The sequence below is a fragment of the Aquimarina amphilecti genome (assembly GCF_900109375.1).
GTDB lineage: Bacteria > Bacteroidota > Bacteroidia > Flavobacteriales > Flavobacteriaceae > Aquimarina > Aquimarina amphilecti.
Window position 1 is genome coordinate 649,045 of the sequence record NZ_FOAB01000001.1, and the last position, 25,341, is coordinate 674,385.

Consider the following 25,341-nt stretch of genomic DNA (forward strand, 5'->3'; position numbering starts at 1 on the left):
ACATAACGGCTAATTAACGTAGCGAAGCGTTCCTATTAATAAGTTTAATGACCCGAGTTCAAAATATTCAATAGAAAAATAATTATTCTTGGATATTTTACATAATAACATTATAGCTATCAAATAGAAACCTTGTCTTAAAATACAGAAATGAATATTTGTACTATAATGTACTTGCGTTATGTATTACCCTGAGCTTGTCGAAGGGTCACTTTGCTTTGGTCAAAAGCAAAGTTTTTTGTTCTACAGCTTATTTTAAAAGTTTTCTAACGAATAGCTTCTTTAAAAAAGGTAATGGAACACTTATTATGCGAGCCGACGGCAGGAGGGGAGTATAATGTGTGTGGAATGGGAATAATATCATAAACTAAACATTGTAACTGCTTTTCTATTAAAAAATCCTTAAAAACTTATTTTAATTCAAATGAATTATAATAGGTTTTTATCTTTTAATGATTTTTCCAATTGCTTATGATTTCCCCAGAATTTATCTTTAATTTTTTGAATTACTTCATCATATTCCGAATGATTTTGCAATCGTTTTAATAACGGATCTTCTCTGATAAACAAAATTACCCAATATTGAAAATCATCTTGTAGACTAAACTTTTCATAAGCTTCTATGGCTTTGTCTGGCATGTTTTCATAAAGATAAAGCACAGCTAAACTTGCCTCTTTATAAATGGACTCATCTTTTTCTAAGTAGTCTTTATATTTATTTAAGTATTGCTCAGCTTTATTAGCAAAACCCATTTTATTATAGGTATATGCAATTTTGATATTCTCTGCAGGATACAAGTCAATTTTATTGGTAGTAAGTATGTCAATATATTTCTCGTAATAAAATAATGCGTTATTATAATCTTCTTGAAAATAATACATCTTAGCCAATTCTTGAGTAATATCAGCACGTGTAGTATCTTTTTGCCACTCTATAAGCATTTGGCTTGTTAAGGTTTTTAAATCCTTGTTATTGGCATAATTTATAAAGTTTTTTAAATAAGTAGAGTAAGGGTTTCTAGGATTATATTTCAAAGATTCTTCAATGTATTCAGAAGCTTTTTTTGTAAAACCATTTTGAACTAAGGCATTACTCAAGTTCAAATAAATATAGCTCTTGGATACAGAATCATTAGCCTCTATATTCAGTTTGATTCCTTGTAATGCATAAGTTAGGTATTTACTAGTATTAGGAACCACTCTAGAATATAAAACAGACAAAAATAATACTACTGAAGACGCATTGGGATTATAATCTAGTGCTTTTTCCAAATAAGGTATCGCTAACTTAAACTCGGTTACATTTATATAATATAGCGCTTTTGCAATCAGAGGTAATTCTGAAGTAGCATCATGCAACAAAGCATTGTCTGCATATTCATTTAATTTGTCTACATATTTTTTTTCAATTTTATTTTCATCTAGATAAAAGTAACAAATGGCAATTTGAGCATAAGCATCGGCATATTTTGAATCTTCTTCTATCGCTTTTTCAAAATTCAAAATAGCTTTATGTAATCCTTCTTCACTTTGTTCATTTTGATGTTCTAATCCTTTTAGATAAAAGTCATAAGCTACTAGATTTTCAGTAGGCTTTTTAGCAATAAGTGCAAATTCTTTTGGTGTTACATTTGCTTCTATAGCAAAGGCTATCTTCTTTGCAATGTTATTTTGAAGTTCAAAGATATCATCAAGTTCATATTTATATTGTTCAGACCAAATAGGGCTATCTTCATTTGCATCTATCAATTGAATTCTTATCAGTACTTCATTTCCAACTTTTTGTCCGCTGCCTTCAATCAAATAGTTGACTTGTAATTCTTCGGCAATTTCAGAAACGTTTTTAGGATCGTTTCTATATTTTTCAGTAGAAGTCCTACTGATTACTCTTAAATCTTTAATTTTTTGAAGATTATTTAGTGAAGATTCCATAACCCCATTAATGAAGTATAAATTAGAATTATCTTCACTTAAATTTTTGAAAGGTAAAAAGGCAACCGACTTTTCTTTATTTGCTTTAGATTCTAAAGAAGTAAATTGGTCCTTAAAAAAGTAAATAATAGCAATGATAGCTATTGCAGTAATTGCTATAATATACCTATTAATGCTCCTGTTTTTTGTGACGGTTTCTTCCGTTTTTTTATCATCGCTTGGCTTTATAGTCTTTTCTTCTTCTTTTTTGGTTTTTGTTTCACCAGGTGGATATCCATAATATTCACGATAACATTTTGTAAAATAGGACGGATTGCTGAAGCCAACTTCAAATGAAATTTCTGAAGCAGTCAATTCAGTCTCTCCCAACATTTCTGCAGCTTTTTGTAAACGTATCTCTCGGATAAACTGACTGGCAGACAAATTGTTTTGCTTTTTTATTTTCCTCAGTAAACTCGAACGACTCATATTCATTTTGGAAGCCAATTCAGAAACACCGAATTGCTCGTTAGAAATATTTTCTAAAACTGCGGATTTGGCCTGCGATAGAAAAGAATTTGAAGTAGAGTCTTGAGTCATTTTTTGATTAATTAAAACGAAGATAAGTAAAATTTAAACACAGATTTTTAAATCGGCTTTTTCTGATTTTATTATGATTTGCATCATAATTTATAGTCTTGCTACATAATTTATAAGACTGCATTAAACTTCATAACTCTTGATTCATAACTATTTACTGTTGCTTCAACGTTGATTGCATCTTTGTATCATCAAATCAAGATAATAATACTTAAAATTTAAAATCATGAAAAATCCAATTAAAATTCAATCAAGATGTTTAGCTATAATTATATGTATTATAGCAATTGCATTTACATCGTGTTCACAAAAAAGCGAAACCAAAAGCACAACAGCCACTTCAAATGAGAAGATTGCTAAACCTAGTCAAGATATTCATGAAGCGATAATCTCAAATAATTTCGAGGTTGTAAAACAGCATATTGAAAATGGTTCCGATATCAATAAAATAGAAAACATGAGTGGTTCTACACCTTTATTAACTGCAGTGACTTTTAACAGACCTAAAATCGTAGTTGAGTTATTAAAAGCAAATGTTGATTTATCCATAAAGAACAATGATGGCAGCACAGCATTACACACTGCAGCATTTTTTGGAAGAATAGAAATGGTTAAACTATTGTTGGATGCTGGAGCAGATAAAACTATAAAAAACAATTTTGGGGCAACACCAAGAGAAACTGTATTAGGCGAATTTTCGCAAATGAAACCTATTTATGAAATGTTAACTCTTCAATTGCAACCTATGGGTTTCACATTAGACCTTAACGAATTGGAAAAAGCAAGACCTGTAGTGGCTATGATGTTGCAATAAAACATATCTATGATTGCTTATTGCATTCTCAATCTAATAATAAACATTAAATACATCAACCAAATTTCCATAGTATGAAAATTGAAAGACGTTATGATATCGATTGGCTAAGAGTTATAGCTATAGCATTTTTATTAATATACCATATTGCTATTGTGTTTCAACCTTGGGCTATGCTTATAGGCTTCATAAGAAGCGACGAAATCTCTACTGCCATCTGGCAACCAATGACCATGTTAAATGTATGGCGGATACCTATTCTTTTCTATGTTTCTGGTATGGGTGTTTATTTTGCTTTGAGAAAACGCAATAACATAGAATTACTAAAGGAGCGTGCAAAAAGAATATTACTACCATTTTTATTTGGCATTGTGGCTATAACTCCATTACACATGTTTATGTTTCAAGATTACTATAGTATGGGTTTAAGTTACTATCCGCATATGGGACATCTTTGGTTTTTAGGAAATATTTTTATTTATGTACTTATTGGATTTCCTGTTTTTTACGGCATACAAAAAGGTGTGTTTTCAAAATTCATAGCTTTTTCAAAACAACTATTTAGCAATCCACTAGGCTTATTATCTGTTAATGCATTTTTTGTTGCAGAGGTATTAGTATTACAACCAAAACCCTTTGCAATGTATGCGCAAACCTGGCATGGTTTTGCAATTGGTTTATTAGCATTCTTTTTCGGCTTCCTTTTTATGAAAACAGGAAAAGTATTTTGGAATACCGTAAAACGATGGAAATGGCTATTTCTGGGATTGGCAGCTATACTATATACGGTAAGATATGTTCTATTCGGCGCTGAAGGACCTTTATACTTAACTTCTATTGAAAGCAATAGTTGGATCTTCTCAATATTCGGTTTTTGCCATCAATACCTTAATAAACCGAGTAAGATTTTATCCTATTTAAGTAAAGCCGCATATCCTGTTTATATCATACACATGATTGTATTGTATTTAGCAGCAAAATTTATATTGCTTTTAAACTTGCCAGCACTAATAGCATTCGTGCTGATTACACTTATTACGTTTATTGGCTGCTATTTACTTTATGAGTTTCTGATAAGAAGAATCCCTATTCTTAGACCATTGTTTGGTTTAAACTGGAAAGTAGATATAAAAAAAAGGAGCGAAACTATTGTTGTAAATAAAGCCTAATGCATCGACTCAAACCTACTTCGTATTTAGAAGAATCATCCTTGAAATTATAAATAAAAGAATCGAAAAATGAAGACTAAAAAAATAAGTTCAAACGTAAAGCCATCAAAAAAGAAAACACATCCGTTTTGGAGCTTTTTCTGGCTTAGTTTTCTGGTAGTTTCACTTTGGTACGTTTGGTATTCCTTTTATGAGCCATCTAATGAAATTAAATGGGTAAATGTTTCTAATCAAGAATCACTCATCAACAATTCCAATAAATACGCAATAGTATTTTTTACAGCAGAATGGTGTTCACCATGTCGTATAATGAAACGAGAAGTATTTGCAGACCAAAAAGTTGAAGAAATGATCAATTCAAAATACAGAGCTATCATGATTGATATCGATAATCCAGAAACCAAGGACATTGTAAATCAATACAAAGCTTATGCGACACCAACTACACTGCTTATTGATCCAAATGGTAAGGTCATTGAGCATATTGTTGGCAAAATTGAAAAAGATAAATTCCTTCAAATGCTTCTAAATATTTAATCTGCGAGAAAATTTTAAATAAAAAAATAAAAGACAAAATGAAAAATCGAATTATTGTACTATTTGCTTTGACGATTCTTAGCGCGTGTAACAACAAAACCAAATTAGGTATAACCCAACAACCGACATTAACCGATTATACTATTGGTGAAAAATGGGTATGGAAGTATAAAGGTGTAACTACCGGAGGAGAAGTTTGCTCGGATGGAACAGATACAAGGGAAGTAGTAAAATTTGGAGAGTTCATAGGTATGACTATCGGTAAAGACACTATTCCTGTTAGCGATATTGTTAAACCAGAGATTAGCAAAACACCAAAGTACGACTGGCCCCTCGAAGTGGGTAAAAAATGGAAGTATGAAAACAATTGGACAAGTCAAGATGGAACTACTGGTAGACAAAGTCAGAATGTTGAAGTACTATCCTACCAAAAAGAAACGGTAGAAGCTGGTACATTTATGGCTTATACAATCAAATACAATGGTAAAACCACAAATTCCAGAGGATATAATGCTGATGAAACGGAAGTTTATTTATATGCACCTGCTGTAAAAAATTTCATAAAACTTACTCAAAATCAAGGTGATTTTCGGTATGAAGAGGAATTAATTGAATATTCAAAATAAATCAAGGACAACATTAAATAAAATAGAAATTATCAATCAATTATACATCATCAATCAAAAAACGAACAATTATGAAAACAATCAAAAAACAAATTTTAGTAAAAATGACTTGTGTAGCCTTTGCATTAGTATCTAGTGTAACAAATGCACAAGACACAAATCCAGAAACAACAACAATAAGAGATGGTTTTATCTTCGAATTTGTGGTAGGTGGAGGCATTATCAGTTTAGATGATAGTGCTGGTATTCAAACGTTTGATAAATCTCAAGGAACATTTGTTTTTCCAGATTTAAAATTTGGCTACATGTTAAACGACAAACTCGCTATTACTGCGGCTTTGCCTGGAAACATCTACGAATTTCAGAATAACGACAGGCACTTCGGAGGGTTCATACCTTCTGTACAATATTGGGTAAAAGATAAATGGTGGATTCATGGAGGAATTGGTTTAGCAATAGATACACCAGCACTTTATGATATTAAAGACGATGAAAATGACGATTGGAACTTTGGTTGTGCTGTTATGGCGAGTACAGGTTACGAAATTTACAAAAAGAAAAACTTTGCGCTTAATGTTCAGTCTAAGTTAGTTCTTGGTCGTGCTAATTTAGATGGAGATACGCATAGAGATGCAGTAATCTTTAATATAGGATTAGGGTTTAGCTGGCTATAAGCTTTCACTCGAATTATGCAATAGAAAGTCACATAAAAACTTTAGCATTTACAGTATTTCTATGCCGAATTGAATTTTGTATTGCATAATTAAGGTTTAATATTAATTATTAATAAAACGAAAACACTAAGAATTTATCTATTCCCATATATTCTATTGTTAGCTCTTATTTCAGAAAAAATGAAACGATTAACGAAATTTATAGAAAAGAACATTTCAGGAAAAAAAGTTTTAGGACTTGTTATCTTGACCAATTTAGTTTACACCTTTATGTTGATTGTTACAATTCCCAAAACAATGGAATTCTCTAACGGAATGAAATTACTAGATATGATGCCTACAGGATATGATTTGGATTATGTAAGTGAATTATTCAGTTTGCTTGGAGAAAATGGACGTTTAACATATCTAACCAACCAAATACCTGTTGATATGATTTACCCACTACTATTTGGACTTTCTTACTGTTTGCTTTTGGGATATCTCTTGAAAAAAATGAATAAATTAAATTCCCAATATATTTATCTCTGCCTAACTCCGATAATTGCGGGGATTGCGGATTATTTGGAGAATTTCGGAATTATTACAATGCTTAAAAATTATCCCGAATTGAAAGAGACTACAGTCTATGCAACTAATATATTTTCGGTTATAAAAAGCATTTCAACAAGTATATTTTTTATTGCATTGATAGTAGTATTAATAGCACTTGGAATTAAAATAATAAACAGAAAAACAAGTGCTAACAATGCATAAAAATAATTGCTTGGTCTGTACCTCCTAAGAATATTCTGCGGATTTTCCTTTTGCTAAATTGGTTACATAACCACACAACTATTCTTATACGAACCGTCATCAAACATTAAAACGAAAATTATGAACTACAAGCTTTTTCCACTAATTATAACAATTTTTATAACTCATATATCTTTTACTCAAAATATTGAACTAAATACAGGTTCAGGTTCTTTTGAAATCAAAGGAATTGGCAATCATCAAAATGATTCAATTACCATTTTTTATCATAAACCAATAAATTTCAGCCGAAGTTCAGAAATTCTATTGGTTGTTCCTGGTGCTGGCAGAAACGGAGATGATTATCGGGATTCTTGGATAGAAACATCAGAAAAATATGGGGTTCTCATTATTTCACCGTCCTATCCTGAAAAAGAATATAACTATGGCGACTATCACCTTGGCGGAATTGTCAAGGATTTAAACTTATCAAAAGGAGTTTCTTTTAAAAAAGGTACAAATCAAGTACATATTGACGAAAACGTGATTGAATTCAATATAAACAAGAATAAAGAAGATTGGATTTTTAATGATTTCGATAGAATTTTTAAACTAGTAAAAAAGGCCACAAAATCAAAACAAAGAAAATATGATATGTTCGGACATTCGGCTGGTGGCCAAATACTACATCGATTTTCGTTATTCTATCCTAATTCAAGAGCAAACAGAATTCTTGCATCAAATGCAGGAACGTATACGTTTCCAGATTTCAACACAAACTTTCCATTTGGAATAATGAATGTTGGAATACAGAAAAAACAGTTGAAAAAATCCGTCAAAAAGAAACTCGTACTATTTCTTGGAGAACTTGACAATGATTCCGAAGCAAGAGGAAGAATGTTAAGATCTGAAACTGCAGATAAACAAGGCACCAATCGCTTCGATAGAGGTAAGAATTTTTATAAGTTCAGTGAAGAATTATCGAAAAATCATGGAATGAAATTCAATTGGAAACTTGAATTAGTAACCAATGTAGGACATGACCAGAAAAAGATGGCGGAGGCTGCAGCTGAATATCTATACGGAAAATAGAATATATAAGTGTTTGCTAACAATGTTTATGGTAATAACGGTTAATTGATAAAACAAATTAAGATGAAATATATTTTATTATCCTGTTTAATATTTCTGCTCAATTGTTCAAATAAGACCAATTCAAAAGGTGTATCGACAGCTTTAGAGAAAGAAGAAAATCTAATTGAAGTACTTGATACGATTTGGACAACTGAACAAACCCCAATTAGATTAAGAGATTCATTAATAGCTATATACGGAGTGGACTCGGAGTTAGTTAAAGAGCAACAAACTATTATCGAAAAAAACCACACTATTAATGAAAAAAAAGTAAAGACTATTCTAGATAATTATGGATGGCCAACGAAAGAAAAAGCAGGAGAGCAAGGAAATTGGACTATTTGTAATGTAATTCAACACTCAGATAATGAAGTTCGAATACAATACCTTCCAATGATGAGACAGGCTGTTAAGGATAAGAAATTAGAACCACGATTCTTGGTACGGGCAGAGGATAGGATAGCAACCGAAAGAGGTGATTTACAAATCTATGGTGGTCAAATGAAATACTATCCAGAAACCAAAAGTTTTAATTTATGGCCAGTTTTTGATCCAGAAAATATTGATAAACGAAGAACTGAAATTGGACTTGATTCAATCGCTGTATTCCTTAAGAATAGATTTGATTTTGAATGGAATCTCAAAGAACAAATAAAGAGAGCAGAGGAATTTGAAAAAAATATTCAAGTAAAATAGTAACAGTTGACCCTGTAAATATTCTTAATTAAATAATCAAAAGTAACTATGAAAAAAGTAATTACATCAAGTCTAATCGTATTATTTTTTATAAATATTAATTACACTTTCGCTCAAACTGAAAATAATAGAATTGAAAATTCTTTAGACTATTTTAATCAGAGAAATGAGGCTTTAAGCTTAGTTAAAAGTAAAAAATGGAAGGAAGCTATTCCAATTTTGGAAAGTTTGACTAAGCATTATCAAAATGATGCAGATCTGTTTTACATCTTAAGAGCTAGAATGTTTTCTAAAATATAGCGAATGAGCCGTGATAGTTTCCAAAGTTTTATGCAGCCTTGATACTTCGGCAAGCTCAGCACAGGTTTTTTTGTTCTTTTGTCATTTACCCTGAGTTTATCGAAGGGTCAAGAAAAAAAGATAAGGATTATTTAAAAAGGATTAATCAAGGCTCTACAGATAGCATGTGCATAGAAATTATCTCGTTAGAGTAATTTTATGCTTATGCGGCAACGTCACGAGAATCGCATAAAAACTTTTTTCACGCATGATTAATCAAATACGCGATTTATAATGCACCTAAAAGTGGTTGCTTTTTTTTGAGTGGCCAAGCGTTGGCAAATTGTGTGTAGAGACGAGAGAATAAAATTTATCTAGTAGATAAATTTTATGAACTGTGAGATGATGTGGCCGGAAGCATTTTTATTTACAAAGCAATAAAGCGGTTGGCAGCCCAGCAGCATCAGCTCGCTAATAATTATAATGATTCTCAATCTTTGTAATTATTCCGTACATAACGGCAAATTATAGATACAAATGTGAGCAGGATGTTTAAACTATCTATTTTTTGTTTTATGATGACCCCAGTAGCTATGATTACTATGAAATAGAATTATCCTGGGATATTTTACACGAGTTTAATAAATTGATTCTATGAATCAGTTTATTAAATCTGCGGGTTGATGTGGCTGGGAACATTATAGCTACGAATGAGCTTTACGTTTCGCAAATTGGCTTTTACATAATTGCTGACGATATAAAACACCTAACGGGGTCGTTATATCTGCAACTATGTAAAATGCAAGCATCCGCCAATTTGCTACAATATACATTTGTACTATAATGTTCTGCGTTATGTAACTTTGCTTTGGTAAAAAGCTTTTACCAGTACTATTCTTCTTTAATTTTTTTCTTCTCAAATGTTTCTTTAAAAAATGTAATGGAATACTCTTTGCCCGAAGCGACGATAGGAGTGAAGTGGGAATGTGTATGGAATGGGATTGTTTTCTCTAATTTTCAATTAATTACGGAATTCCGTAGGTTTTCACTTCTTAACAATTATTATCTTTATGAATTAATCAAATTATAGAAAAATATGCCTAATGTAAATATTATTAATGAACTAAAAAGGCTTTTTGATTTAGCAAAACGAGTAGATGAATTTCAATTTATAAATATCCTTATTGGTTATAATGGAATGGGTGACCAAAGATTTCTTTCACATTTGTACGAGAGTGAAAGGTTAATAAAGGAGATAGAAAGTCTTATTGATAATACATCTGATAAACATACAAAAACTCGTTTGGGACTTTTGTTATATGGACATGTATTTGAGATGGATGAGCTCTATAATGTTCTAGGTAATTTGTTAAGAGTCGCTACTGCTCAGGACTTACGATACATTCCGGATTTATATAATAGATTTGACCAAGATGATATAACTCCAACTGAAAAACTTAAACGCTTATTAGAGCACGGAGTTCAATGTCGATTTGAAGATTTTATAATACAATTACAATCATTATATTATAATAGAATACGTAATGCTTTTGCACACTCATCATATTCTCTCATTGATGATGAGTTTATTATAATTAAAGGTAAAGAAGTTGAAATTGAAGGAACATTTAAAAAATCCGTCAGCCTAGATGATTTTTTACTTCCAACAATAAAAGATGCATTGTCCTTCATTAATGAGTTTTTCTCTTTACTTAAGGAGCATAAGATGTCTTATAAATCTAATAAGATAATCCAAGGTAGTTTATCAAACATTGAGCCTATAATGATTTTAGGTAATCCTGAAGATGGGTTAATTGGTTTTGAAAGTTTTTCGGGAAGCTCTATAAAAATAAAAAATGCTTATGGCACCGACCGATTTATCGAGGCAATGAATATTCGTTTAACAAATACAAGTGATGCAAATAAAGTTTTACTCGATGAAATAGAATCTTATAACGAAAAAAAGAAACCATCTGGGACAAACTTTGAAGATTTAAAGAATAGAGTTCTTGCTACAGGAGAAAAACAACTTATAAGAAACTTATCTGTTGTAGTATATAACTATGCCAATGATACCTTTAAGGCTGGAGAAGCTAAACCTTTAGCTCAAAAAGAATATATAATGAAGGCAGCATTATCTTATTATGATATAGCAATTTCTTTAGACTCAACTTACGGAAGACCTTATCTGAATAGAGCATTATCAAAATTAAAATTAGCCAATTTTAATGGAACAATAAATAATCAACTAAGAAGACAATTATTAGAAGATTTAAAAGAAGCTTTAAAATATGAACCTACAATGTTTGAAGTTTTTAGTAATTCAGGTATGCTTCAAATGGAAATAGCATTTGAAGAAGAAAAGATTGATAAAAAAGAGGTTGAACTTCATAATGCTATTGAAAGTTTCAATAAAGGAATTGAATTTTATCCTAACGACGATATTGTTTACGAAAGGCTAGCTTCTACTTACTGGGAACTTGCTAATATTAGTGATAGTAACAATAAAGAGTATTTTGAGAATTCAATTAAGCATATTGAAATGGCAATACAAAAAAACGATAAGCTATCTCATAACTTATTATTAGCCTCCATCCTAGGTGAATATGGAGATTTTGATGAAGAAAACTTTCAAATACATTATGATAAGGCTATAGAAATCCTAAAAAAATTAGAAGATAAATATGGAGTAAATTCCGAAATAAAGTATCGTTTAGGTAATAAATATATGTCATTGTCAATGCATTTAGAAAGTCTTGAATATTGTGAAAAAGCATTTATAGAATATAATGAAGCCAAAAAAATAAATGAATCTGATATTAATACATTAAATAATATAGGCTTTTGTTTACTACATAAATCTCGTTTACTAAAGGATGAAGAAGCTCAAACAGCTTTAAATGATTCTATTTCAATTTTAGAAGAAGTCTTAGGAAAAGATAATAGCCACTCTAATGCATATATTAACTTAGGTGTAGCATATATAGAAAAGTATAAAGCTTCTCCTAAAATAAACGAACATTTTTTAGAAAAATCAATAGGTTTTTTAGAAAAAGCAGAAACATTGGATAACGGATGTTGTTCTATTCAAGTTTCCAGAGCCTATTCCCTGAAAGGAGACATTGAAAATTCTATACTATGGTTGCAAAAATCTCTAGATAGTGGTGAGGTTTTTGAAAAAGATGATATCATTAATAATGAAGATTTTAATAATATCAAGGATGATAAGTCTTTGAATAAAATTTTTAATGACTAAAAGTAATGTCAAAATCTAAAAGAAGAAAACAAAGAACTAAAAAACAAAAGCCTACTATTAATATTCCCTATTCTATAGATGAGAATTTGAATATAGCACTCAATAACTTAGCAATTAAGAGAACTGGAGGTGCTATAAATTTTCGAGGAGTAGGGTTTCAATTACTCTATTCTTGTTTTACTCTTTTAAATGAATTGGATAGTTCAAATCTTTCAAAATCTATACGTTTAGAAGGTATCGAAGACTTGGATATTATTGAGATAGATAATAATCAATACATACAACTTAAATCATCTATCAACACAATAGATGCAGGTAGTTTTTGGAAAATGGGAGTTTTGCAAAACTTCTTAGAAGCATTCAAAGTTAATCCCAACTGTAATTTAAAACTTGTCTATAACTTTAAGTTAACTAAAGGAAATTTCAATGACTTAGTAATAAAAAAAATAACCGATAAAACTGTTACTTTTTGGAAACAGAAATTTGAAGATTCATCATTTGATATTTCTGATATTAATTTTGATTTTTTTATAAGAAATATTGGTTTTATGAAGGTTTCTGAATCCTATTTAATAGAAAATTGTAATAAGTATTTACTTGAAAAATTCAATATCAACTTAGGTACAGAAAATCAATATTTAAAAGCTCTTTTTTACAGTTCATTTAATTGTTCAAAAGAACGTACATCAATATCGTATTTAGATTTAAAAAGAATATTTCAATCAGTAACAGAATCTTTTTCAAAAAGTCCTACCAATCCTGCAATTGAAAATAATTGGATACAAAAAATTGATTTTGATAGTAACGATAACTCAATCGTTAGGGATGATTATTACGAAGGAAAAGCGGCAAGACCAATTCATATAGTTCAAAATTTACCAGTAAAAAGAGATGAGTGGCATAATCAAATTTTAAAAGCTCTAAATGAGTTTAGTGTAATAGTAATTAAATCTTCAAGCGGTCAAGGAAAATCTACTTTAGTTTGGCAAACAAGTTTTGAATTAAAACAAAAAGGTTACTCTGTTTACGAATTAAAATATTGCAATGAAAACAGTAATATTTCTGGCTTGTTTGATTTTATAAAATCTCGAGTACAAATTGGCGAATTGCCAATTATTGTTATTGATGGACTGAATAACATCTTATCAAAATATCATGAATTAATAGATGTCACACATAATTTACCTGTTAAGTTTCTAATAACTACTCGTCAAGTAGATTGGTATCGATATGGGTTGGATTTATCTAAAACAAGCATCAAAATTATAGATATAAGTTTATCTATAAATGAAGCTAAGAAAATATTTTTTGAACTAAAAAAAAGAGGTAAAATACATTTAGAGATTTCAAACTGGCAATCTGTATGGGAAAAAATTGAGTCAAAAGGGTTATTAATTGAATATGTATATCTATTAACCAAAGGGGAAATGATATCTAATCGATTGAACACGCAGATTAAAGAATTAAACTCTGAGAATGATGCTAATTCAAAAATTGAAATTCTTCGTATTATTTCTATTGCTGATGTCTTAAATTTAAAAATTAAATCAATAAAACTTATAAATCATATTCAAGAATATATTGGATTTACAACTGATAGAGGAGAGGCTTTAAAACAATTAGAAAAAGAATTCTACTTAAGATTTGATGAAGAGTTTATTGAAGGACTCCATCCTGTAAGGTCACAACATTTGGTAGATATCTTAAACAATTTCGTACCTATTACAGAAACTTTATTATCTCTATATAAAATAATTACAGAGGATTTTATTTATGATTATTTTATTGCAATCTCCCCACTTATAAAAAGTGAATTAAAAGATGAATTTTATGATGATTTAGCTAAGCTTGTTTCAAAACAAAAATTTTCTGAAATGGTTTATGCAATTGACGGTTTAATGCATAGTGAACCGTTACAATATTGGACAGAAAATAAAGAAGTTTTCGATGAAGTTTTTAATCACGGTGGTATAGAGTTATTCATTACTGAAACATTACCATTTACGAAATTGAATACAATAAAAGACCTGAGTGAATCTTTAGGAGAAAAGCAAACAGGTTTAAACTTTCTTTCGGAAAAGACAGAAGAACTCACTTCATATAGTATAACAGAATCTGATATAGTAAACTTTGCTAATAATTTGTCAAATCATATTGATAATTGTTCGAATAAGACTGAAAGTTATCAGGGTTTAGGTTTTCTCATTAAATGGTTTAAACAACTATCAGTTTCTATACCATTAAAAATTGAGTTGAATGAAAATGAATTGTTAGAGATTTTAGAGAAAGAAAATATAGATGAAGCTTCTGAACTTTTCAGCTATTATAATATCTCAAATCCTAAAAAGTATTTAAAGTTCATCAAAACACATAAAAACTTAATTATTGGTACATTAAAAAAGCAAACCAATTCTTTATCTATAAGAGAAAAAGGTAAAGATGTACATATAGAATATTTATTAGATAAAGATGCTGACAAGGCTAATGAATTTAGCGTTTATAGGATTCAAACCGTTTTTAGTTTATTACCCATTTATAGTAAGTATTGCACTAAAGCTATTATTCTTCCTTTTCCAAATGAAGAAGTCTATAAAATAGTCCTGCAAAATTCAATTAAAGCAATGCCTAATGCAAATATTGTAGATACTTTTGATGTGCATATCAATCAAATATGGAACAATACAATTCTTGATAAGTATCGTTCATCTTCCAGTTACGAATGGCAAAATCAATACGTAAAGCTAAGAGAAGAATCATTGAATTTTGCGAAAATATGTGTAAGGTATTTCGAATCTTCAATGGAAGGAAATCAATCTAAATTTAAGTCCTCTTTAAATAGATTAATAGCGCAAATTACAACCTTATCGAATTTATTAAGCAAAACAAAAGGATATAACCGGCAATCAAAAAAATATTTTGATAAAGGACAATTTTCTAAAAATGAGAAAGCAATAAATGATTGGTGTTCATCTTTAAGTAATACTCTAAACCAATTAGGTAACATAATTAAACCCAAGAAAGACAATGACAGAAATGTAGCATTTATAAACTTAAAAGCTGTTTTTTACAAACTTATACTAATGCAAGATTCGTTTGATAAAGTAGTTGAATCTTCTTTTATGTATTCTGATATATCTAATTTAAAAATAGAAGAACAAAATTGGTATAATAGATTACTTATTACTGTTTCATATTATGTATTTTACTTTGTTGATTCAAATAGAACTCAATTATTTAATTCTAAGACAACAATAAGAAATTGGTGGGAAGCATATAATAAAAATAGATTAGAGGAAATACATCATATAATTAAAGAATTTGAAAATGAATCATATTTTTCATTTCACCTACCAAATAGAGTAATAGAAACAGAAACTTTAAGCGAAGTAGTAATTGGTATAACTGGATTAATCCCTGAGAATTTTGAAGAAGACTCTTTATATCTAATTGAAGGTTTAGTAGATTTATCTTCTACAGAAATCGATTTCTTTAATTTTATCAATATCCAAGATTCACAAGCAATAAGTAATGGTTTTAGGGTTCAAAAAGTGTTCTTTGAGAGATTCAAAAATTTTATCGATACTGGAGAGTTTGAAGAAAGTGATTATGGTAACCCAATACCAATAAACGTTGATAAATCAATGTTGGTTTCATTAAACGATATAACTCTAAAAACTATACCTATAAACGAAAATGCAGAATCGTTTTCACAAATGATGTTTAATATCTGGAAATTATCGGAATATAGAAATAGACTTAGTAAAAAAAATAGGGTAGAAAACGAATGGTTAGAAGAAATTGAAAAAGAGTATGGCACAGATATACAAAGACATCTTGAAAAAGTAGAAACTACAGAAGAATTTAAAAATAATATTAAAGAATTCCTAGAAGGAAAATTTACTTTATCAAATAATGAGATAATAGATACTCTAACGGATTATCTTGTACTAATGAATGATGAATGATGAATAGATGAAAGAACTAAATTTCATAAAATTAGAACTTAAAAGCTTTGATTTAGAATTAGCCGCAAATTCAAATGGGAGGGAAGGAGTTGATTTTTTAATTGGAGATAATCAATTACATCTACAATCCATTGATTTAGATACTATACAACGTAGTATTAAAATATCAAAACAAGATTTAGGAGAACTAAAAGATAACTTGTTTATCGCCTTAGTTTTAATGATGGAGAAACACCCGAAGGTTGTTTATTTAATTCCATCAAAAGATTTAACACAATCTAACAGCAACATATTCATAGATAACGAAGTAAGTTTAATGCCTAGTTTATCTAATTGGGAGATTAAAGTATCTAGTAATACAATTCCTAAATTAGCAAAGTACTCGCTAGAAAATATGATTGATAAACTAAAACCTTAGTTTTATAATATTATGTAAAATAGAAAATGCATTTCTACTCAGATGAAGCGTTGGCAAGACGGCCTCATAAAACTTTGGTTAAAACAATAGGCGAATGAGCGTTTATTTTTTAGAGAGTTAGACTAAGTAATCTAAAGTATATAAAGGTTTAAAGGCTTTATCAAATCTATATTAAGACTAACAAAGCCTTTCTAAAATATAGCGTCCCGATAGCTATCGGGAGAGCCGTACATTGTTTCCAAAGTTTTGTGCAGCCTTGATTTTTTTGTTTCTTTTTTTATCAAGAAAAAAAGATAATAATTAACCATTAATAGTCACGATTTCAAATTCCAATTCTAAATGTTCTTAAACAGCACAAATCAAAAAAGGTTGAATTATAGCACAATTAGAGCAAGTGTATAGAAATTATCTCGTCAGAGTAATTTTATACTCTTGCGGGAACTTCACGAGAATCTCATAAAAACTTTTTTTACGTATGTTTTATCGAATACGTGATTTATAAGCTAACTAAAAGTGTTTGCTTTTTTTGGTGTGGGCTATGCGGTTGGATATTGTGTGTAAAAATAAATGCCATATCAGGCATTTTAATTTTTATAAAACAATCGAGCGCATAGGCAACCCCAGCCGCATTAGCTCGCTAACAATTCCAAAGATTCTTAATCTTTAGAATTATTCCGTACATAGCGGCAAATTATAGATACAAATGATAAACGTGAGGTTTAATCATAAACGCCTTAAAATAATTTTAATGACCCCAGTAGCTACGATTACTATGAAATAGAATTATCCTGGGATATTTTACATAATACTACATTATAGTTACAATAGAACTAAAGATCCGCAAATTGGCTTTTACATAATTACTGACGATATAAAACACCTAACGGTGTCGTTATATCTGCAACTATGTAAAATGCAAGCATCCGCCAATTTGCTACAATATACATTTGTACTATAATTTATATTATGTAAAATAGAATATTTCAGAGCCTTCCTATAATTTAAAAACTTTCGATTATATATAATATTCTAACTAACACCTTTTTTTACTATTCTCATAAATCTTGTATTCCGTACAATGATCAAGAAATTTTCAAATACGCGATTCTCAGCGATTAGCATGTAAGGACATTTTGAAATACGTTTATGCTATTTATACATAAAAAATATTTCCAACCACATCATTTCAAAGTATAATGAAATTTATATAATTGATTCCTGAGACCAATTATACAAACTCGTTTTATATTTATACTATTTGTTGTAAATTCATTGTATGGAAACAAAAAATTATTCTCCTGGAATTTTACAGTATATCCCTTTTTTTTATGTGATTTGGTCTGATAACTTATTATCGTATTCCGAAACTTCCGTCGTAAAAAAAGCAATTGAACAAGACGATACACTTACAAAAGAAGATTACAACTATCTTATAGGCTATCTAGATAAAAAAACTCCTCCTGCATATCAGGAACTTAAGCATTGGAAAAAAGTAATTTCTAATACCAAAATAAAATTGGTAGAAAGTGACACCTATCCCCTTTCTACATTTAGTCAAAAAATGATCTGCCATCATTTTGATGAATGTCCGTTTAATTCACATCTAAAAGACATTGAGATTAACCTTGGTATTCAGCCAAATCACTATAATCACTTATTCGAAATAGAGATCATAAAAGAAATTACTTCTAGTTATTACAATCCCGTTGAACTAGATGCGATATTAAAAGGAGATCATGCTTCTATTATTGATACTTTTAGAGATGTATTAAAAGATCCAATTTTTAATTGGTCCATAAAAAGAGATAAAGAAAGTTTTAGAGCGCACGTACTCAAACAAGTAGAATTCTTAGCAAAAGAAGGATATGGTGCCATGGCATACCCTACACTTTATGGAGGAACTGAAAATATGCCTGCATATGCCGCTATTTTTGAAAACATGATGTATGTAGATGGTAGTATGGCGGTAAAATTTGGAGTACAATTTGGCCTTTTTGGAGGAAGTATTCAAAAATTGGGTACTAAAAAACATCACGATGCATATCTATCCGAAACCGGAAAAGCAAAACTTTTAGGTTGTTTCGCTATGACCGAAACAGGACATGGATCCAATGTAAGAGGCGTTAAAACTACAGCAACATATGACAAAGAAACGGATACTATCATTATTCATACACCAGGAAAAAATGATAACAAAGAATATATAGGAAATGCATTGCATTCATCTATGGCTTCTGTATTTGCACAATTAATTGTAGAAGGAAAAAACCATGGAGTTCATGCTATTTTGGTTCCAATTCGTGATGCAGAACACAAACTGATTCCTGGTGTTACTATAGAAGATAATGGTTATAAACTAGGCCTCAATGGTGTAGATAATGGTAAAATTTGGTTTCATCAAGTACGAGTTCCAAGGGAAAATTTATTAAATAAATATGGTGATATTAAACCCGATGGAACCTACCATTCTGATATAGAAAATCCTAGTAAACGTTTTTTCACCATGTTAGGCACATTGGTTGGCGGTAGAATTTGCGTTGCTCGCGCTGGACTTGGTGGTGCTAAAAAAGCATTAGCAATTGCAGTAAAACACGCATTAAAAAGAAGACAGTTTAATGATAGTGTAAAGATTCAAGAAGATTTGTTAATGGATTATCCAAGCCATCAATTGCGTTTAACCCCAGCAATTGCTAGCTGTTATGTATACGATATTACACTCACGCATATGATGAAAGAGTATAGTGATACAACAGTGCTGGACAAGCGAAAAATAGAAACACAAGCAGCTGGACTTAAATCTATCATTACCTGGTTTGCTAATAATACTATACAAGAATGTCGCGAAGCCTGTGGTGGCAAGGGATATTTGATGGAAAATCAAATCACTGATTTAAAAGGAGATGTCGATATATTCACAACCTTTGAAGGCGATAACCATGTATTATTGCAATTAGCCGCTAAGGGAGTCTTGTCTGATTTTAAATCAGAATTTAATAGTGCTGGTTTTACGGCTGTACTTAAATTATTAGGTGCAAGAATTGGAGATAAATTAAATACTATTAATCCTATTTACATCAATAATACAGACAAAGATCACTTATATGATGTAAAATTTCATAAACATGCTTTTAATTATCGAACAAGAAGGCTTACATATACTGTCGCTATGCGTATTCGGGATTATGTAAAAAAAGGAATCCCTTCATATCAAGCTTTTTTAAAGGTACAAACGCATTTATTAGCTTTAGGAAAAGCATATAGTGTAGAACTAGCTTATAGTACGTTTGCAGACTTTACGGATACAATTAAAGATGAAAAGAATAGATTGTTATTTCAAAAAATAAGCGCCTTGTATGCATTACATGAATTGAAAAAAGACGCTTCTTGGTATTTAGAACAAGGCTATATTGGTGGAACGAAATCGAAAGCATTACGTAAACATGTAGAACGTCTCTCTACAGAATTGCGACCACATATTGGTGTTTTAATCGATGGGTTTGGTATACCTGAGCATTGCATGGAAGCACCTATAGCAACATAAGAGTTCCCAATGCTTAATTAAGTATAATGCAATTGGTGTCTGATTTTCTTATTGAACAATCTTTAGAGATACAAATTGTCTATATTAATATATAGAATCCCATTCCACGAACATTACACTTCCCTCCTGTCCATTCGATAAGTTCAAGGAATAATTAATGTTTATTTTAAGGCTTTTATGATTTAAATCTTACGTTTATAGTTATAGCTTTTTTTATTTAGAATTCTTGATTAAATAATAGCAAGAAGCTAATAAAATCTGTGTAAATGATAATTCCGTCAGAGCTTTTTATAATATGAATATAGATTTATCTTTTATATGTATTAATTAGCATAAAATAATTAATCAAAACTTTATAAATGAAATTAAGATTCGTAAACCTTAAACATTATTATCAAGAATTCTTAAATCTCATACACTATTCTTTAAACCCTGTGTATATAGAACCGGATAAAAAAACAGTGTTTCAAAATGTAAAAGGAACTTGGACTATTTTTGTAATTAAAACAGTTTTGACTATTATAATTGGTGGCTTGGTTACTATAATTATAGATCCAGTAAATCAAACTAAAATACGATGGAATGAATTGTATTCTACAGGAACCATATTTTTATTAAGTATCATTATTCTTCCTTTACTAGAAGAGATTGCATTTAGACTTTCTTTAAAATTTAAACCAATTTATGTACCTTTTACAGTAAGTGTTTTAACGTATTATGCGGTAACTAAAGGAGTTTACCATACTAGTTTAAGCAATACAGAAAATCACTTTAAGATTCGTGTTTTAATTGCACTCATAGCATTAATTATATTTTCTATTATACTATTTCAATCAAGAATAAAAAATACCTTAGATAGATTCTGGAACATAAATTTTAAGTGGATCTTCTATGCCTTAAGCGTGTCTTTTGCTTGGATGCATATTTTAAATTATGAAATAAACGTAAAACATATTTTGCTATTACCATTAATCACTTTGCCTAAATTGGTATCTGCTATTTCTTATGGATATATCAGAATGCATTATGGTTTTCTATATTCTTTGGGACTACATATGTGTTGGAATAGTATTGGTTTCATAATGAGTTTATTTTCTACCGTTGGCGCAGATTAGTTTTACAATATATTTATATAGTTCTCAAAAATATAAGCATAATAGTAATTTCATTTATGTTAAATATTAACTTAAAAAGTGTTAATTCAATCCTATGAAGGATAATAAATATTAATTTCATACTTGTTATTGAACCACCCTGTTTTTTTGATACGTAATTCAATACTAACAATTCAATAACAACATGAAAAAAACAAACTCTAAAACCGAAATTTCAGGTCGGATTATATCCTACCTGAAAAAATGCTTTGCGCCTCTAATTCTGTGCATTGCTCTTATTTTTCCAAGCATTCAAACCATTTTTTCACATGGTACTGTTACAAGTCCTCCGAGTAGGGTTTGGATTTGTTTTCAGGAAAATCCTGAAAGTCCAGATTCACCTGCCTGTATAGATGCTGTTGCCATATATGGTACTCAAGCTTTATATGACTGGAATGAAGTTGCGCGAATGGATGCCAATGGCATGCATCAAGCAATTATCGCAGATGGCAATCTCGCCAGTGCTGGACGACCTGATAAATACGGCGGACTTGATCAAGTACGTGATGATTGGATTGCTACACCAGTAACTCCTGGCCCATTTACAGTAACCTGGACAAATTCTGCTCCGCATCAAACATTGTATTATAGAGTATATATTACTAAAGAGAGTTGGACTCCGGATCAACCGTTAACATGGGATAGCCTTGAACTTCTGGTAGAAACGGAACCACGAGAAGCGTCTGCCACTGACAATATAGATGTTGTACTGCCTGCAAGAACTGGTAAACACGTTATTTATAGTATTTGGCAACGATCTCTTACTGAAGAAGCCTTCTACTCTACTAGTGATGTCGATTTTGGTCAGACAACAGAACCAAAACCTCCTGTAGCATTGTTTACAAGTGATAATGGTCGATGTGGAGGACCAGATGTGGAGTTTGATGCTAGTGATTCTTTTGATCCTAATGGAGATACATTGACTTACTCTTGGGATTTTGGAGATGGTACAACTGCAGAAGGTGTTAATGTTTCTCATAGCTACACTGGTCAAGATAGCGCAATAGTGACGCTAACAGTTAGTGATGGCGTTTTTAGTAGCGGTGTTGTACAAACCATAGACTTGGTTGTAGATACTGCATGTGAGGAAATAATTTGTCCTTTTGACACACCAAGAGCCACTCCTCTACCGTCTGTAAATGACTCATATTCTAATATTTATGTATTAGGAGATAGTGGGCCAAATTTAGATAATATTGCTAACTGTTCTATCAATTGGGACTTAGGAAATAATGGTTTATATCAATTTTCGCTAAGTACCAACAATGGTATTCCAAATTGGTATAATGACTTAATTGAGGTGTCTACACAAAACTTTAATGCTGCTGGATCACTACTTACTATTACCGGTTCTAGTTTTGTTGGATTGGACGGTAGTTATTATGCAACCTTAGATGGAGATAATCTAGTATTGGTTTCTACTACTGGAGATTTTACTATTTATTTTAGTAATTCTGATATAGCTCCGCTATGTGGTGATATTATAGATCCTGTAAATACGGCTCCTGTGGCTACACTAACTGCTACTCCAACTACTGGAGTAACTCCTCTTGATGTAGTTTTGGATGCATCGGAGTCTACAGATGCAGATGGTGATACACTTACCTATAGTATTAATTATGGTGATGGAACTTCTGGAACAGAAGCTATTTCTACTCATACCTATACAACAGGAGACTATACAGCCACGATTACGGTTAGTGACGGAAATGGTGGCACTGATACCGCTTCAGTTATGATTACAGTGACCGATGATATTATTATTAATCCTCCAACCGGTGATTGTTCTTTCGGCGCACCGACGGAGACTTCTTTAGTTAGTATAAATACATCGTATGAAAATATCTATGTATTAGGAACTGGAGGTCCAAATATGGATACTGTCAACCTATTTACGCTAAACTGGAATTTAGCAAATAATGGTTTATATCAATTTTCTTTTAATTTAGATATTGCTCCGTGGTACATTGATTTTTCAAATGCTATACAAAATTTCAATGAGTCGAATCCTCAGATTTCTTTGATTAATACAGGTATTCCCGGCTTGGATGGAGATTACTTTGTAATTATAGATGAAAGAAACTTTGTACTGGTAGCTAAGGATTACTCTATTTATTTTAGTAATGCTACAACAGCACCAACTTGTGAAACTGAAGTGAATAGAGAAAATGAAATCGAAAGCACGTTCTTTGAAATATTCCCGAATCCTGCAACTACAAGTGTTTCAGTGAAGAATACAACGGACTTAAAGAATAGCATCATCACGATTTCTGATCTTAGCGGAAAAAAACTAAAATCATTAACAGTACCAGGAAGTACTACCGAAATGAAAATCGATATTTCTGGAATTAAATCTGGATTGTATTTGGTAAGAATTTTGGATCGTTCAGGAAATCAACGCAGTTTAAAATTAGTAATCAACTAAGGGCTTATTCTCTTAGAATAATATAAATTTTATGAACAACCTTCTAAATTTTAGAAGGTTGTTTTATTATTATAATAAAACAATTGAACGTTCGTCTATAGATTTTAAACGCTTGTAAAAATAATAGGGTTATCACATATTATTATTCTACCTTACTAAGCAAGGCGGTTATTCTTCATTCATTAAACCTTATAAATCCTTTTTTTATCAATGAGATATCTCTTAATCTTCATATGTATTATTTTTTATAGTTGTTCTAACAATACGAAAAAAACAGAATCACCGGTAATTATAAAGAGTGAATTCAACGAAGAAGATGTAGCATGGTTTTATAAAAACGGAAATTCTAGTATTAAAGGAGTTGCCAAATTCAAATCAAAAGATGGAGATATTCGTTTTGGAAAAGAATTTAGATTAGAACTAAATCCATATTCGCCATATACGAAGGAACGGTTGAACTATATATATGAAAATGATGATGCTGGGTATGTATATATCGAAAGTGGAATTCCCAAATTTACACCTGATCCAGAAGGCTATCATAAAACCAGAAAAATAATGTGTAATGAAAAAGGAGAATTTGAATTTAAAAATTTACCTCCAGGCGATTACTATATTATTGCTTTTATGTTATGGGATGAAACTGGCGGAGGCATTATGAAGCATATAAAACTTGCTGATAATGAAACAAAAGCTGTGGAAATGATCAATTTCTAAAAGAGTCTAAAAAATTGTACTAGAAATAAAATAAATTAATAGTATATGAAACGTATTGTATTAACAATTAGGGTTTTATATCCATTCTGGATGATCATTGGTATGTTTGCTTTGATTTATATCCCATCAGTTTTTCTTGTTGATGAAAACCCATTAGAAACAGCTAAGAATATTAGAGCGGATGAGTTACTATTCCGCTTTGGTATATTGGCAAATATAATTACGCAACTATTGGTAGTCATTATTCCAATATTGCTTTACCGGTTATTTAAACCTGTGGATGCTTCATTAGCAATGTTCATGCTTGTTTTTAATTTGGTTGCAGCACCAATTGCCTTATTCGGCGAAGTTCATAGTTTACTAGCACTTTCAATTCTGGACAATCCATTAACTATGATGGAACATTTAGATATAAAATGGTATAGTCTAACCATAGCTACTATTTTCTGGGGATTATGGTTGTTTCCATTGGGTAGATTGGTTATTAAATCAAAGTATCTTCCTGTATGGATTGGATATTGCTTGTATATAGGTGGTATAGGATATATCATAACCGCATTAGTCAAAATAGTTTTTCCTGAACTAGATTTGGTATTCGACATTGCAGAAATACTGACTATTGGAGAGGTGATTTTTATTATCTGGTTTGTAATAAAAGGGCCAAAATTATCAAATGAAAATATATTGTAG

General features: G+C 30.5%; 18 protein-coding genes. 17 read left to right on the forward strand and 1 reads right to left on the reverse strand.

Annotation, left to right across the window (positions count from 1 at the left end; all coding sequences use genetic code 11):
• Window positions 1-429: 429 nt before the first annotated feature.
• Entirely contained in the window at window positions 430-2,511 is a 2,082-nt protein-coding gene (locus tag BMY33_RS02900) for a helix-turn-helix domain-containing protein (RefSeq protein WP_091405299.1), read from the reverse strand.
• A 226-nt stretch (window positions 2,512-2,737) separates the two neighbouring features.
• Here BMY33_RS02900 and BMY33_RS02905 point away from each other — a divergent pair, with 226 nt between their 5' ends.
• The 17 genes from BMY33_RS02905 (at window position 2,738) to BMY33_RS02990 (ending at window position 25,341) form a co-directional block, all read left to right on the forward strand.
• Complete coding sequence (locus BMY33_RS02905; protein WP_091405301.1) at window positions 2,738-3,325, forward strand: ankyrin repeat domain-containing protein; 588 nt, start codon at window positions 2,738-2,740, stop codon at window positions 3,323-3,325.
• Between the two features lie 74 nt (window positions 3,326-3,399).
• The gene (locus tag BMY33_RS02910; RefSeq protein ID WP_091405303.1) at window positions 3,400-4,494 is read left to right on the forward strand and encodes an acyltransferase family protein; all 1,095 of its coding nucleotides are present in this window, start codon (window positions 3,400-3,402) and stop codon (window positions 4,492-4,494) included.
• Between the two features lie 69 nt (window positions 4,495-4,563).
• Window positions 4,564-5,031 carry a thioredoxin family protein gene (locus BMY33_RS02915; RefSeq protein WP_091405306.1) on the forward strand — a complete coding sequence of 156 codons (468 nt, stop codon included), beginning with the start codon at window positions 4,564-4,566 and terminating at the stop codon, window positions 5,029-5,031.
• Between the two features lie 38 nt (window positions 5,032-5,069).
• The gene (locus BMY33_RS02920) at window positions 5,070-5,657 is read left to right on the forward strand and encodes a hypothetical protein (RefSeq protein ID WP_091405310.1); all 588 of its coding nucleotides are present in this window, start codon (window positions 5,070-5,072) and stop codon (window positions 5,655-5,657) included.
• 71 nt (window positions 5,658-5,728) lie between these two features.
• A complete protein-coding gene (locus tag BMY33_RS02925; protein ID WP_091405314.1) occupies window positions 5,729-6,331 on the forward strand; it encodes a hypothetical protein in 603 nt (200 codons plus the stop codon).
• A 180-nt stretch (window positions 6,332-6,511) separates the two neighbouring features.
• A complete protein-coding gene (locus tag BMY33_RS02930; RefSeq protein WP_091405319.1) occupies window positions 6,512-7,087 on the forward strand; it encodes a hypothetical protein in 576 nt (191 codons plus the stop codon).
• A 120-nt stretch (window positions 7,088-7,207) separates the two neighbouring features.
• On the forward strand, window positions 7,208-8,158 hold the full coding sequence (locus BMY33_RS02935; protein WP_091405326.1) for a hypothetical protein: 951 nt from the start codon (window positions 7,208-7,210) through the stop codon (window positions 8,156-8,158).
• A 63-nt stretch (window positions 8,159-8,221) separates the two neighbouring features.
• Entirely contained in the window at window positions 8,222-8,896 is a 675-nt protein-coding gene (locus BMY33_RS02940; RefSeq protein WP_091405331.1) for a DUF6624 domain-containing protein, read from the forward strand.
• A 48-nt stretch (window positions 8,897-8,944) separates the two neighbouring features.
• Entirely contained in the window at window positions 8,945-9,196 is a 252-nt protein-coding gene (locus BMY33_RS02945) for a hypothetical protein (protein WP_091405335.1), read from the forward strand.
• Between the two features lie 1,075 nt (window positions 9,197-10,271).
• Entirely contained in the window at window positions 10,272-12,431 is a 2,160-nt protein-coding gene (locus BMY33_RS02955; RefSeq protein WP_091405346.1) for a tetratricopeptide repeat protein, read from the forward strand.
• Window positions 12,432-12,436: 5 nt separating this feature from the next.
• Window positions 12,437-16,396, forward strand: a complete 3,960-nt coding sequence (locus BMY33_RS02960) for a P-loop NTPase (protein WP_091405351.1) — start codon at window positions 12,437-12,439, stop codon at window positions 16,394-16,396.
• A 7-nt stretch (window positions 16,397-16,403) separates the two neighbouring features.
• Window positions 16,404-16,814, forward strand: a complete 411-nt coding sequence (locus BMY33_RS02965; RefSeq protein ID WP_091405355.1) for a hypothetical protein — start codon at window positions 16,404-16,406, stop codon at window positions 16,812-16,814.
• A gap of 1,276 nt (window positions 16,815-18,090) precedes the next feature.
• Complete coding sequence (locus tag BMY33_RS02970; RefSeq protein WP_091405357.1) at window positions 18,091-20,355, forward strand: acyl-CoA dehydrogenase family protein; 2,265 nt, start codon at window positions 18,091-18,093, stop codon at window positions 20,353-20,355.
• Window positions 20,356-20,714: 359 nt separating this feature from the next.
• Window positions 20,715-21,470: a hypothetical protein gene (locus tag BMY33_RS02975; protein ID WP_091405360.1), complete on the forward strand. Its 756-nt coding sequence runs from the start codon at window positions 20,715-20,717 to the stop codon at window positions 21,468-21,470.
• A gap of 184 nt (window positions 21,471-21,654) precedes the next feature.
• Window positions 21,655-23,934 (forward strand): lytic polysaccharide monooxygenase, encoded by a 2,280-nt coding sequence (locus BMY33_RS02980; RefSeq protein ID WP_091405362.1) that lies wholly within the window; start codon window positions 21,655-21,657, stop codon window positions 23,932-23,934.
• A 210-nt stretch (window positions 23,935-24,144) separates the two neighbouring features.
• Complete coding sequence (locus tag BMY33_RS02985) at window positions 24,145-24,651, forward strand: DoxX family protein (protein WP_091405365.1); 507 nt, start codon at window positions 24,145-24,147, stop codon at window positions 24,649-24,651.
• Window positions 24,652-24,696: 45 nt separating this feature from the next.
• Entirely contained in the window at window positions 24,697-25,341 is a 645-nt protein-coding gene (locus BMY33_RS02990) for a DUF4386 domain-containing protein (protein WP_091405367.1), read from the forward strand.